This window comes from Candidatus Polarisedimenticolia bacterium (assembly GCA_035764505.1).
In the GTDB taxonomy this organism is placed as follows: domain Bacteria; phylum Acidobacteriota; class Polarisedimenticolia; order Gp22-AA2; family AA152; genus AA152.
The window spans coordinates 1-12301 of sequence record DASTZC010000077.1; the positions used below are offsets into that span (position 1 = coordinate 1).

A 12301-nucleotide genomic window follows, 5' to 3' on the forward strand; every position below is an offset into this window, starting at 1 on the left:
CTTCTTCGCTTTCGATCGCTCGATTCATGAGGAAACCCGCCGCAACGCCGAGGCGCGTTTGGAAGCGCTGGGCGGATCCAAGGCAGGCCTGGTGGAATCGCGGGACGGTTTCTCCGTCCAGCCTGACGGTGGGAAGGACCACGAGTTGAAGAAGGCCGAGGGTGTACGCAAGCAGCACCTGGAGGACTGGTGGGAGAGCGTCCAGAGCCGTTTCGATCCGGAGAGGGTGCGGGCCCGCGCCGCTGCGACGACTTCGCCAAGCCTTGCATCGTTCGCCGGCGCCGCTTCGGCACAGTCCTGCCTGCCGGATGACACATGGGACAACGGAACCCTGGACGACGTGCCTGACCCGCGCCAGGCTCATTCCGCCGTCTGGACGGGAAGCTTGATGGTGGTGTGGGGAGGGTATCCCGCGTCGACCTGGGGGGATGAAGACCTGGACACGGGAGGCCGCTACGATCCCGCCACCGACACCTGGACTTCGACCGCGCGGCTGGGTGCGCCCTCGCCCCGCAGCCGCCATACCGCCGTCTGGGCAGGCGGCAGAATGGTGGTTTGGGGAGGGTACCAGGATAGGGGTAGTAACTACCTCAACACGGGGGGACGCTACGATCCTACAACCGACTCCTGGCTGCCGACCTCCCTGGTGGGCGCTCCTTCGGCGCGGTATGGTCACACGGCGGTGTGGACCGGGTCTCAGGTGCTGATCTGGGGTGGCACCGGCGGCGCGACCGGGGGACGCTACGACCCGGCAAGCGATCAGTGGACTTCCATATCCACCGCCGGCGCTCCGGGAGGCGGATCGGGGGTGTGGACCGGGTCCCAGATGCTGATCTGGGGCGGCAGCGGCGCTGTCCCGGGAGGACGCTACGACCCGGCGGGCGATCAATGGACCCCCATCTCCACCGCCGGCGCTCCGGGAGCCGGAAAGGCGGTGTGGACGGGATCGCTGATGCTCGTCCTCCAGGATGATGGAGTCGACGCCGGCGGCCGGTACGATCCGGTCGGTAACCAGTGGACTCCGATCAACCGATCCGGAGCGCCCAATCTGACTCGGCCGGATGCGACGGCGGTCTGGTCCGGAAGCGAGATGATCTACTGGGGAGGGAGCGGGCTGAATACCGGTGGCCGCTACAACCCTGCGACCGACAGCTGGCAGCCGACCTCGGGAGTGAATGCTCCGGAAGGCCGTTCCAGCCATTCAGCGGTATGGACCGGCACTTTGATGTTGATCTGGGGAGGGTTCGACGCCGGAGGCTTCGATGCGCCGATCGGAGGACGCTATGACCCTTCGAGCGACTCCTGGACTCCGATCTCATCGGGACCGGCGCCGTCCCCACGGGAGAGCCACACCGCCGTCTGGACGGGGACGCAGATGATCGTCTGGGGCGGATGGAATGTGTTGGACTCTCTCGGCAACGTGGAGTATCTCGACACCGGGGGAAAGTACGATCCCGCCATGGAAACCTGGAGTCCGACGACAACCGTGGGGGCGCCCTCCGCCCGGATAGGCCACACCGCGGTCTGGACCGGCGACCGGATGGTGGTCTGGGGCGGTGGGACTAACACGGGCGGACGCTACGATCCGATTGTCGATGTCTGGACGCCGACGGCGTCGGCGGGCGCGCCCGCAGCAAGGAGCGGCCACTCGGCCATATGGACGGGAAGCCGGATGGTCGTGTGGGGTGGTCGGGACGCTTCCGGCAATTTCAACACCGGCGGCCGCTACGATCCGGTGGCTGACGCGTGGCAGCCCACCTCCACTTCAGGCGCTCCGGCCCCCCGACGATCCCATGCAGCGGTCTACACCGGAACTCAGATGATCGTCTGGGGCGGGGTCCACTCCTCCTCGGACCCCAAGAACGGCGGCCGATACGATCCTGTTCTGGACAGCTGGTCCCCGACTTCCACGGTCAACGCGCCCGCCTCCCCGACACAAAAGATGTGGGGCGTCTGGACCGGATCCGAAATGCTGGTCTGGGGAGAAGGCCCTTCTGGGTGCTTCCCTTGTGCTGGGCCCATCATCACAGGCCGGTACAACCCGAGCACGGACCAGTGGAATCCCATCACCATCGCTTCCGGCGTCCTTCCTTATGCGTGGCCGAAATTTGAAACGGTGATCTGGACGGGCAGCCGAATGCTCGTCTGGGGCGGTGGATTCTATGATGACTTCGGCGAGCAACTCTACGCCACCGGCGGACTGTACGATCCCACGACCGATTCCTGGACGCCGACGTCGACAGTCGGGGCGGCTTCGACCCGCGGCTTCCACACGGCCGTGTGGACCGGCACTTTCATGCTGATATGGGGCGGGGAGACCGGCGATTTTTCGGGGCCCGAGTACGTCCTGAGCTCCGGGGGCCGCTATATCTCCGGACAGTCGTCCGATGACGACGGCGACGGCTTCAGCGAATGCGGCGGTGATTGCGCGGACGGCAACGCCGCGGTTCACCCGGGCGCCGTGGAAACCTGCAACGGCGTGGACGACAACTGCTCCGCGACCGTCGACGAAGGGGGCAACGCCCTGTGCGACGATGCGAACGCCTGCACGACTGACAGCTGCGGAGGCAGCCTCGGATGTGCGCATCCCATCCGCGACCTGGATGGCGACGCCCATCCCGACGCCGCTTGCGGCGGCAACGACTGTCTCGACTCGAACGCCTCCGTCTGGCTGGCTCCAGCAGCCGTTTCGGGCCTCACGGTTTCGACGGTGAGCCCGGCACACCTGTTTTGGGACAGCCAGGCGGCTTCGTCGGGTCCTGCAACGCTCTACGATCTCGCGTCCGGAACGATGGGCCCGGCGGCCGGCACCTTGACCTTCACCCCGGCCTCGTGCGTGCAATCAAGCTCGTCGACGACTTACGCCGATTCCCGTCCCGGGCCGACCACGGGCACGGCATTCTGGTACCTGACGCGCGGCAGGAACGCGTGCGGGACCGGCACCTACGGGAGCACGCCGCGCGACACCGGAATCCCTTCCTGCCCTTGATTACCTCGCTCCGGCCTCCGCCCCGGTTCCAGATTCGCGCGAGGGGCTCGACGCGATCGTAATCGGCATCTTCTTTGGATCCTTATTCCTGGGAAAGCACTGATGCCGAGACCCCGGTTTGCCCGGGCCCGGACCTTGTCCGGCTGCGACACCGGCACCGGTCGGATGCTCTCCGGCGAGGAAGTGAACCGTCACCTCCAGTTCCGGCACGCCGGCATTCCTTCCTGCCCCTGATCCGTCCTTGCTGCACCTGCAAATCGGGTGCTAGCATCCGCGCGCCATGCCGCCGGATCCCGATTCATTGTTCGAACAGCTGTTGCGCCGCGCGCCGCTGATTGCGGCGCTCCTGGCCGCGGTCGCGGCGCTGCCCGGATTGTGGCTCCCCTTCCTGGCCGATGACTGGGGACTCCTTGCGGATGCCGCGCAGGGATCGCTGGCGCGCACGCCCTTCGGATACTTCCGTCCGCTGACCGCCCTGACGTTTCGCGCCGAGCTGCAGGTCTGGGGACCGCGACCGTTCTTCTTCCATCTCACGAACCTGCTGCTGGCGGCGGCCTGCGCCGCATTGCTGTCTATCGTCCTGCGCCGGCTGACGGGCGATGCGGTGGTCGCGGCCCTTGGAGCCGCGATCTTCGCCCTGCATCCCTATCACGTGGAAAACGTCTGGTGGGTCGCGGGAAGGGCGGACATGCTCGCCTGCCTTTTCCTGCTTGCGGCGTTTCTCGCGTACGAGAGGTGGCGCACCACGTTGCGCGGCATCCCGCTGGGGACGCTGCTCCTCTTCATGGGAGCGCTGCTGTCCAAGGAGGCCGCCATATCGTTTCCGCTCCTGATCCTCCTCATCGAATGGACCCGGAGCGACCGCGGCGATTGGAGAGCCACCCGTATCCGGGGGGTTCTTCCCCTCGCCGGGCTGGCGCTACTGCACGCGCTCGTGGTCCGGCGGCTCTTTCTTGGCGCTGAGGCCTTCGCCAATCTGCGCGGGACCCTGCCGCACTGGATCGGCAATTTCTTTGCGTTCCTAGCGGGCTCGCTGGTGCCGCTCCACACCGAGTACCTGGAAGGTCATCCTTTCCTGGCGGGATTCCTCGCGCTCGTGGTCGCGGGATTCGCTTTCCTTTGGGCTCACCGGAAAGACCGGCCCGACGCAAGGCTCGCGGCAACCGCGGCGATTGCATTCCTGATTCTCCTCGGCCCCTCGCTCCTCTCCTTCCAGGAGCGCTACCTCTTCATTCCGAGCGCGGCGGTGGCGACGATCCTCGTCGTCCTCGGCCGCACGCTGCCTCAGCAAGTCCGCCGCCTCCTAGGCGCGGGACTCTCGACGCTGTGGCTGGGAAGCCTGGCCTGGCACGCGATCGCCTGGACTGATGCGGCGCGGGTCTCAACGCACCTGATCGAAGGCTTGCGACAGACGAGCATGGAAAGTGAAGCCGGCGGGATTCTCGTGGCGAACATGCCGCACCGGGTGCATGGCGTCGCGGTGGCTGCGAACTTCCGCCAAGCGGTGGTGCTTTCGGGCGGCCGCGCGGTGCCGATCAAGGCCGCTACGGCCCTCGATCTCCCCAGTTCCCGTCAGGACGGCCTGGCGGGCGGATTCAGCGGAGCCATCACCCGGTCAGCGGACGATCTCGTGGTCCGCGTCGAGGTGCCGGCGCACCGCTTTTCGCGCGTCGTGCTTCCTCTTCCCGGCAAGTCGGTCGCGAAGGATGCCGACGGCGAGTGGGAGGTGACGATGGAAGCGGGGAAACTCCAGGTGAGGATTCCACTTCCCGCAAGAAGCGCCCTTCGGATCTGGACGGCGGACGGGCTTCGCTTGCTGGAGGTGCCTTGAAACGCGGCCTCAGTCGCCCAGGAAGTACTGCACCGTGGTGACGACGCGGACCTTCTTGTACTCGGGGGAGAAGGAGTCGCGGTCCTCGATGCTGAAGAGGCCCTGCTGCGCGTTGCGGATGGCCCCCACCCGGCTGCCGGAGTCGACGGCGAATTTCTCCGCGGCGCGCCGCGCGTCCTTCGTCGCTTCGGCAATCATCTCCGGCTTGATCTTCTCGAGGGCCGTGTAGAGGTAGGTGGTGCGCTCCTCGTAGCTGCGCACCAGGGCCACCCCTTTCTTGATCAGCTCGCCGGAACGCTGCATCGCCTGGCGCGCCTGCGCGATCTTGCCGCTGCGCAGGATGACGCTCGCCTCGGCGTTGTAGCGGTTGGCGGGCCGGTCCGGACCCCGGTACCCCTGCGATTCGAAGTCGGTGATCCGCGGGCTGGAAAAGCTCGCTTCCTCCTTCGGAAAGCCCTGGGACTCGAGGAACTCGCTCACCTTGCGGGCGTCCGATTCGATCCTTTCCTGCAGCGCGGCGAGATCGTTGCCGGTGGCGTTGAAGACGACCGGCCAGACGACGAGATCGGCCTCGACCTCCCGCTCGGCGAAGCCCTTCACGGTGACGTAGCGGTCGGCGGTCTTGATGCGGGAGACGCCCAGCCCGAACAGGTAGCCTCCCAGCGCCAGGCCGGCCATGATCGAAAGCCCCAGCAGCGCCGCCGGCGCCACCTTATCGCGATCCATGCTCCTCCCTAGGGAAGGAACCTGTCCGGGTGCTTGAGCTTTTCCGGCAGGTAGTTGTCGATGACGTAATTGAGGCCCCACTTCGCCAGCGCCTGCTGCTCGGCGCGCACCCCCATCTTCAGGAGCTGATCCATGGCGCCCACCCATTGCGGATGGTGCTGGAAGAAGGGATCGTTCTTGATGGCGTCCTTGGCGCGCTTGACGTCGACGTCCTTCAGGGGATGCGTTGGGAGCTTGTAATCGACGATGTCCATGGGGGTGATTCCGAGGTATCTGGCCTGCGGCACGCAGAAATACTCGTTCAGATGGGCGGCGTTGCCTGAGCCGACCTTGAGGGTGCGGTAGATGTTGGAGATGCCGTAGGGGTCGCCGTCGACGAAGACGTAGACCGGGATCTTGCGCGCGTCGGCCAGGCGCCGGACGAACCGCCGGCAGGCGCGCGTCGGCACGCCTCCCATCGACACCAGGATGCAGTTGGCGGTTTTCCAGTACTTGTGCTTCACCAGCCGCTGGAACATGCCGGCGGTTTCGATCACCAGGATGAACTTCGCATCGGTGTCGAACTTGAGGTGCTCGACCGAGATCGGGATCGAATAGGCGCCCGAGCCGAAACGCGTGCAGTCGATGCGCAAGGGCTTGCCGGTCTCGGAGTCGCGATCGACGATGACCAGCTTGCCGGAGACCTCGCCCCCTTTCTCCTCCGGGATGAAGCCGAGCTGCTCCCGGTTGACCTCGAAGAAGGCCTCCACGTCGTCCATCACCGCATCGGATTCGGGCTGCTCCAGAAAGCGCGCCTCCTCCCAGTTCTTCGAGATGTAGTAGGCCTCCCGCTTCGAGGCGATGTCGTCGTTCTTCACCAGCTCGCGGGACAGCGCCATCATGCGCAGCGTCTGCGCGAAGGTCTTCACGGTCGAGACGGTCAGGGTGCGCACCTTGCGCTTGCCGCGCATCTCGAAATGACCCCGCTTCGGGTCGTACTTGACGTTGCTCAGGCTGCGCATCGGGAAGCGCATCTGCGGCTTGTCGTGCTTGAGAATGGTTTTCTGGATGTCCGCCGCGGTCTTCTCGATCCGCCCTGCCGTGTTGTTCCCCGCCATGTCTCGAATCTCCTTCCGTCGGTCGGTCTAGATCTTCCGGGTCTTTTCCAGCGTGTCGGTCAGGACCGACACGATGCGCGCCTCGTCCTTGTCCGACAGGCTCAGGATTTCCTTGAGCGCGATCCCGATGTGCGGGATATAGGCCTGGATGTACGACTTCTTCTTCTCGGCGTCCTCCTCGCGGCGCCGGCGCCTCAGGAAGCTCCCGAGCTTGCGGCCGCACTCCTGCAGCCCCAGCCGCAGCTCCTTGAGGATCTCGGGATAGGCTGCCACCGCCTCCTTGCTCTCCGAGGTGAACGGCACCCACACGCTGGCCACGTGCACGAACAGGACCATCGGGCCGCTGGGCAAGGCGCCTTTCCCCTGCTGCAGCGCGTAGTTCCTCCAGTCCGTGGAGACGGCCGCCTTGGTGATGGCGCAGGCCGACTGCTGGTATTGCAGAGGCACGCGATTGGCGAAGCGCCACAGATCCACCAGCTCTTCGGCAGGCTGGTCGCCGCCGTAGGCCAGGCCCGTCTCCACCAGGAAAGGGTTGCCACGGTACACCGACGGCGGCCGGCTGTTGGCCGTGTAGAAGTCGGCCTTGACCGTCTGCCTGAGCCCTTCCAGGATGAGCGCCTCGCCGATTGGCACGATGCAATTGGTCGGCGGGTTCATGATCTTGACCTTGGGGATGGCGTTGAACAGCGCCTCCATGTTGGGGAGCTTGAGGGAGCGCGGACGCGCCTCGGGATTCAGCCCGGCCGCCCGGCAGATCTCCTCCGCCACCTTCTCGCTGACCCGTGAGAAGTCGGATTGCAGCGCCGATTTCAAAGTGCGCCCCTTGGTCTCGCTCATCATGGCAATGAGCGCTCCCAGCTCGACGCCGCGGGGATGCGGCTTGATCGCCAGCGGCTCGGGGGGAAGCTCGCGGGAGATGCGCTCGCGCCGGAAATCGTCTCCCTTGGGAGGATGGTAGGCGACGTCGGCGTGCGGGTTGGCGAGCGCCGTCTGCACCACGTAGTCGTCGACCGATCGACGCCCCTTCTTGTAGGTGCCCGCCAGCTCCATCTCCACCCGCGTGCCGTGATCGCGGTCCCACTCCACCTCGCGATCGGTCAGGACTTTCGGCTCGTTGCGAGCGGTGTCGATCTGGATTTCGAAGAAGTGCGCCGGCTTTTTCGCACCGGTGCGCGAGGTAATGCGCAGCGGCTGGCCGGTGGTGAGCTGCGAGTACATGCCGGCGGCGGAGATGCCGATCCCCTGTTGCCCCCGGCTCTGCCGGAGCACGTGGAACTTCGATCCGTACAAGAGCTTCCCGAAGATCTTGGGAATCTGCGCCCCGACGATTCCGGGACCGTTGTCGGTGACGACCAGCCGGAAGCGCTCCTCGCTCAATTCCTCGACGGCAATTTCGAGCGTCGGAAGAATCCCCGCCTCCTCGCACGCATCCAGCGAGTTGTCGACTGCCTCCTTGGTCGCCGTCAACAGGGCCTTGGCGGGATTGTCGAATCCCAGGAGATGGCGGTTCTTCTGGAAGAACTCGGCGACCGAGATCTCCTTCTGCCGCCGGGCCATGGTTTCGGCGGTCTCGCGCCGCCGCGCCGCTTTCTTTCCCCGTGCCGTGACCTTCGTCTCGACTCCCGAATCCCCTGGCTCGGCCACGGCCACCGAGCCTTCACGCCCGTTCCCTCCCGCTGAAGGATTCGGAGGGCGCGGCTTGCCGCTCGTCTTCCTCTTCGGGGCCTCGATGGCCTGCTCGGCACGGAACAGGTCCATCTGGTCGAGCTTCCTGGGAGCCTTTCCGATACGCCGCGCCGGCACGCTTGCCGCCTTGTCTCTGGCCAATTACCCTCCTCTGCTCCGCGATTGCCCGCGGACAGCGCGAATTGTAGCATTCCCGCAAAGGACCCTCGACCCCGTGGACCGGTGGAGCAGATGGCCGACGGACTCGATCTCAGCATCGCCGCGGAGGTAGCGGGCCTGTTGCGGCTGGCTGTCGTGACGGCGCGTCCGGTCCGGATCGGGCCTTCCTCGACCTCGCTTCTCGAAGAGATCGAGCAACTGCGGCTGGCGCTTCTCGAGCGGTATCGCGGTCGGGGGCCGTCGGAAATCGAAGGACTCGCGCCGGCGAGGGACCTCTACCGCTCCTTTGGAGTCGATCCGACCCGGACCCGGCCTTCCTCGGAAGCGCTGCTTCGCCGCATCCTCCAGGGGAAGCCGCTGCCGAACATCTCGAACGCCGTCGACTTGTGCACCCTGCTGTCGCTGGAATTCCTGCTTCCGATGGGACTCTATGACGCCGACCGGATCGCGGGACCGGTTCTCCTGCGCCGTGGGACGCCGGGCGAGTGCTATCCCGGCATCCGGAAGGAGGTCGTCGGGCTCGAAGGAAAGCCTGTCTTGTCGGATTCGAAGGGAGCTTTCGGAAATCCGACTTCCGATTCGCTGAGGACCTGCGTGACCGAGTCGACCCGGACTCTGTGGCTTGTGCTCTTTGCTCCCGCCCCGATGGACCCCGGAATCCTGACGGCCTTCAGGAACAGAGCGTCGGAAGAGCTTGCCCGGAACCTTGCGGAGCCGGGGCCGAGCTTCGACAGCAAGGTTCTTCGATAGGCAAATGAGCGAGTCAGCTGGCGTGTCCTCGGCGGAACGGCGTCCACGGCGAAAGACAAATTCCTGTGGGCAGGGCACATGCAGGATTAACCAACCAATGGCTGCTGGAAGCCCCCTGCGTAACTATTTCAAAAATAGGTAATTATACGTAGCCTTTGGAGTACCGGGACTTGGCGCGCTTCTCGCTATGTCTTGGACACCGCAGGAGGTGAACCATGAGATTGCGTTGGAATCAGATCACGAGCACCCGGATCGGCAGGTTCCTCCCGCTGGTGGTTCTCCTGGCTGGGCTGCTTGCACTGGTCCCGGGCCAGGCCCTTGCCGACGGCGGATACTACGGACACGGGCACGGACACGGGCACGGACACGGGAATGGACATGGACATGGTCAAGGGAAGCATTACCGGGCCTACCCGTCGCACAGCTACGTGATGGTTCCCCAGCATCTCTACGTGGAGGATCGCGCCTACTTCAGCCCTTACTACACCGGCCGCGCCTACTACGCTCCCCACCACCACTATCATGCGGCCTACCGCTTTCCGGTCTATCTGAACGGAGGGGTGGTTTACAGGCCATACAGCTATTGCGGAGACCAGGTGTTCCTGCCCGCGCCGGTCGTGGCGCCTCTGCCGAGGCTGGCATTCAGCTTCAGCTACGGCACTCCGGCGCCCTATTACTACCCCGCACCCGTGCCCTACTACGCGCCCGGATTCAGCGGAAGCTTCGTCTACGTGCATCACTGAAGCTTGGGATAGCGATGAAGACCGGCCCCGGCTTCCAAGCCGGGGCTTTTTTGTGTTCTGCAGGGAAGGGTCCATTCGGTCCTGCCCGCGATAATCCGGCATCGGGTCGAGGAGGTCGCGCCGCAAGGTCGAATCAGTCGGAAGGCATTCCCTTCACCAGGGCCGGCTCGTTCTGCTCGGGGAGATGGGGCTTGCCGTCGAAATCGATGTAATGGCCCGAGCGCGACGCCTTGGTCTCCAGGTAGAAGCGATTATAGGTGTTCGGCGCCATGACCAGCGGCACGCGGCCGGCGACCCGTACTCCGTGCTGCGTCAGGCCGTCGACCTTCCTTGGGTTGTTCGTCATCAGGCGAACCGAGCCGACCGAGAGGCTGTGGATCATGTGCGCGGCGATGGCGTAGTCCCGCTCATCGTCGCGGAAGCCGAGCGCCTGGTTCGCCTCGACCGTGTCGAGCCCGGCATCCTGCAGCGAGTAGGCGCGGATCTTGTTTGTCAGGCCGATGCCCCGCCCTTCCTGTCTGAGATAGAGCAGCAATCCACACTCCTCGCCGCCGAGCGTGCGCATCGACTCCTCGAGCTGGTCGCGGCAATCGCAACGCAAGGATCCGAGAGCGTCGCCGGTAAGACATTCGGAGTGGAGCCGCGTGAGCACCGCCGGCTTGCCGATGATATCCCCCCGGACTACCGCGATGTGCTCCTTGTGGTCCCGGTTGTTCCAGAACGCTACGATCCGGAAACGGCCGAAGCGGCTGGGAAGCTCGGCCACGGCCACGACTTTCACGCAAACCTTCATCGGGCCCACGCCGTCGCAATCGTGGTCGCGGTCTCTCTCCACCAGGTCTTCCAGCGTCAGGATTCGGCTCATTACCGGCCTCCCATCGGTTCACTTCACTCGGCGCCCGATACCGGTCCCGGCCGCGTCTTTCATGGCCTCGGAAGCACGTCGTATCGGCCCAACTAATTTAAACCTTCTCCATGTCGCGGGAAATTCCCTGCGGCCGACGGCTTTCTCCGCAACGCCCGGCCAGAGGCACGACCCGATGGTCGAATCCCTGAGAGCTTGCGGAAAAGTTCAGGATGCCGGAGCAGGCCGGAGGGAGCCCCGGGACGGCGTCGCGGGTGGCGGGGTCGACACCGGGTCTTCGATTGGCGGCCCCCGGGCCGTGACCCTGCACGAATCGCAGTGTGAGCATGGCGCCTGTTCACACGGGTCGTCGAGCCGGAAGCGGAAGTCGCCTCGCCGGCAGTCTGGTACCAGCCGTTCAACCCGGCAGGAGGCGGCTGCGAAATCGGACGACCTATCTAGGGATTCGCACCCAGGATGCGGCCGGAGTCGAGCAGGATTCCTTCGAAGCTCAAGGTCGCAACCTCGCTTCCGGCCGAAACATTGAAGGCCGAAAAGGAATCGCAGGACAGGATGGAAGCATCGCGCGGCTGGGATCCATAGGTCCCCGTTCCGCAGGAATTCCTCGCCCGCACCAGGTACCAGTACCCTTGGCCGAGGCTGGGATCCTGCCGGTTGTCCGAGTATCCGACGCCTCCTCCGGCCTGCAGGCAGGCGCTCTGGGAGAAGCCGAAGCCCTGTCCTGTAGAGAAGGACCCCGACGCCAGATCGAAGGCGGTCTCCGGCCCGGTCAGGGATGCCTGGTCCGTCCAGGAGAAAGTGGAGCCCGAGCTGAAGGCCAGCTCGGTGACCTCGACGGGAGCGGCCCAGACGAAGGGATTGGCGTCGTTGCAATCGGTCCCCGCGCACGCCGCGTCGATCCGGCCGTCGCCGTCGAGATCGGTGGGCGGACCTGCGATACAACTCCCCTGGACGCAGGCATCGCCCATTGTGCAGGCGTTCCCGTCGGAGCAGACCGTCCCATCGGGCTTCGGCTGGGAATCGCAGACTCCTGTGGCCTGATTGCAGGTGGATGCCTCGTGGCAACTGTCCGCGGGAGCGCAGATCACGGGACTCCCGCCGGTGCAGGTCCCTGCCGAGCAGCTATCCACGGTGGTGCAGGCGTTGCCATCGTTGCAGGAGGTGCCGTCCGGCTGCGATGCGCCCGTCTCGCACACACCGGTCCCCGGGTTGCAGGTCGAGGCCTCGTGGCAGCTGGCGGCCGGAGCGCAGGTGACGGGACTCCCGCCCGTGCACGTGCCAGCCCAGCAGCTATCCACGGTGGTGCAGGCATTGCCGTCGTGGCAGGAGGTGCCGTCCGGCAGCGATGCGCCCGTCTCGCACACTCCGGTCCCCGGGGTGCAGGTCGAGGCTTCGTGACAGCTGGCGGCCGGAGCACAGGTGACGGGACTCCCGCCCGTGCACGTGCCTGCCGAG

At 65.6% G+C, this 12301-nt stretch carries 10 protein-coding genes; 5 read left to right on the top strand and 5 right to left on the bottom strand.

Annotated elements, in window-relative coordinates; all coding sequences use genetic code 11:
• The 3 genes from VFW45_05170 to VFW45_05180 form a co-directional block, all read left to right on the top strand.
• The coding region (locus VFW45_05170; protein HEU5180159.1) for a MopE-related protein at nucleotides 1-2989 on the top strand (2989 nt) is incomplete at its 5' end.
• 102 nt (nucleotides 2990-3091) lie between these two features.
• Entirely contained in the window at nucleotides 3092-3223 is a 132-nt protein-coding gene (locus tag VFW45_05175; protein HEU5180160.1) for a hypothetical protein, read from the top strand.
• A 67-nt stretch (nucleotides 3224-3290) separates the two neighbouring features.
• Entirely contained in the window at nucleotides 3291-4820 is a 1530-nt protein-coding gene (locus VFW45_05180; GenBank protein HEU5180161.1) for a hypothetical protein, read from the top strand.
• A 9-nt stretch (nucleotides 4821-4829) separates the two neighbouring features.
• Here VFW45_05180 and VFW45_05185 read toward each other — a convergent pair whose 3' ends face one another.
• Genes VFW45_05185 through VFW45_05195 form a run of 3 tightly spaced genes read right to left on the bottom strand, consistent with a single transcriptional unit; the run spans nucleotide 4830 to nucleotide 8470 of the window.
• Nucleotides 4830-5546 (bottom strand): SIMPL domain-containing protein, encoded by a 717-nt coding sequence (locus VFW45_05185; protein ID HEU5180162.1) that lies wholly within the window; start codon nucleotides 5544-5546, stop codon nucleotides 4830-4832.
• An 8-nt stretch (nucleotides 5547-5554) separates the two neighbouring features.
• Nucleotides 5555-6643, bottom strand: coding sequence for a DNA topoisomerase IV subunit A (locus tag VFW45_05190; protein ID HEU5180163.1), 1089 nt, complete (start codon nucleotides 6641-6643; stop codon nucleotides 5555-5557).
• Between the two features lie 27 nt (nucleotides 6644-6670).
• Nucleotides 6671-8470, bottom strand: coding sequence for a DNA topoisomerase VI subunit B (locus VFW45_05195; protein HEU5180164.1), 1800 nt, complete (start codon nucleotides 8468-8470; stop codon nucleotides 6671-6673).
• 90 nt (nucleotides 8471-8560) lie between these two features.
• Here VFW45_05195 and VFW45_05200 point away from each other — a divergent pair, with 90 nt between their 5' ends.
• Together VFW45_05200 and VFW45_05205 are read left to right on the top strand one after the other, a co-directional pair.
• The gene (locus VFW45_05200) at nucleotides 8561-9238 is read left to right on the top strand and encodes a phenylalanine--tRNA ligase beta subunit-related protein (GenBank protein HEU5180165.1); all 678 of its coding nucleotides are present in this window, start codon (nucleotides 8561-8563) and stop codon (nucleotides 9236-9238) included.
• A 215-nt stretch (nucleotides 9239-9453) separates the two neighbouring features.
• Entirely contained in the window at nucleotides 9454-9981 is a 528-nt protein-coding gene (locus VFW45_05205) for a hypothetical protein (protein HEU5180166.1), read from the top strand.
• A 133-nt stretch (nucleotides 9982-10114) separates the two neighbouring features.
• Here the strand turns inward: VFW45_05205 and ribA are convergent, their stop codons facing one another.
• Entirely contained in the window at nucleotides 10115-10846 is a 732-nt protein-coding gene (ribA, locus tag VFW45_05210; GenBank protein ID HEU5180167.1) for a GTP cyclohydrolase II, read from the bottom strand.
• A 437-nt stretch (nucleotides 10847-11283) separates the two neighbouring features.
• The coding region (locus VFW45_05215; protein HEU5180168.1) for a hypothetical protein at nucleotides 11284-12301 on the bottom strand (1018 nt) is incomplete at its 5' end.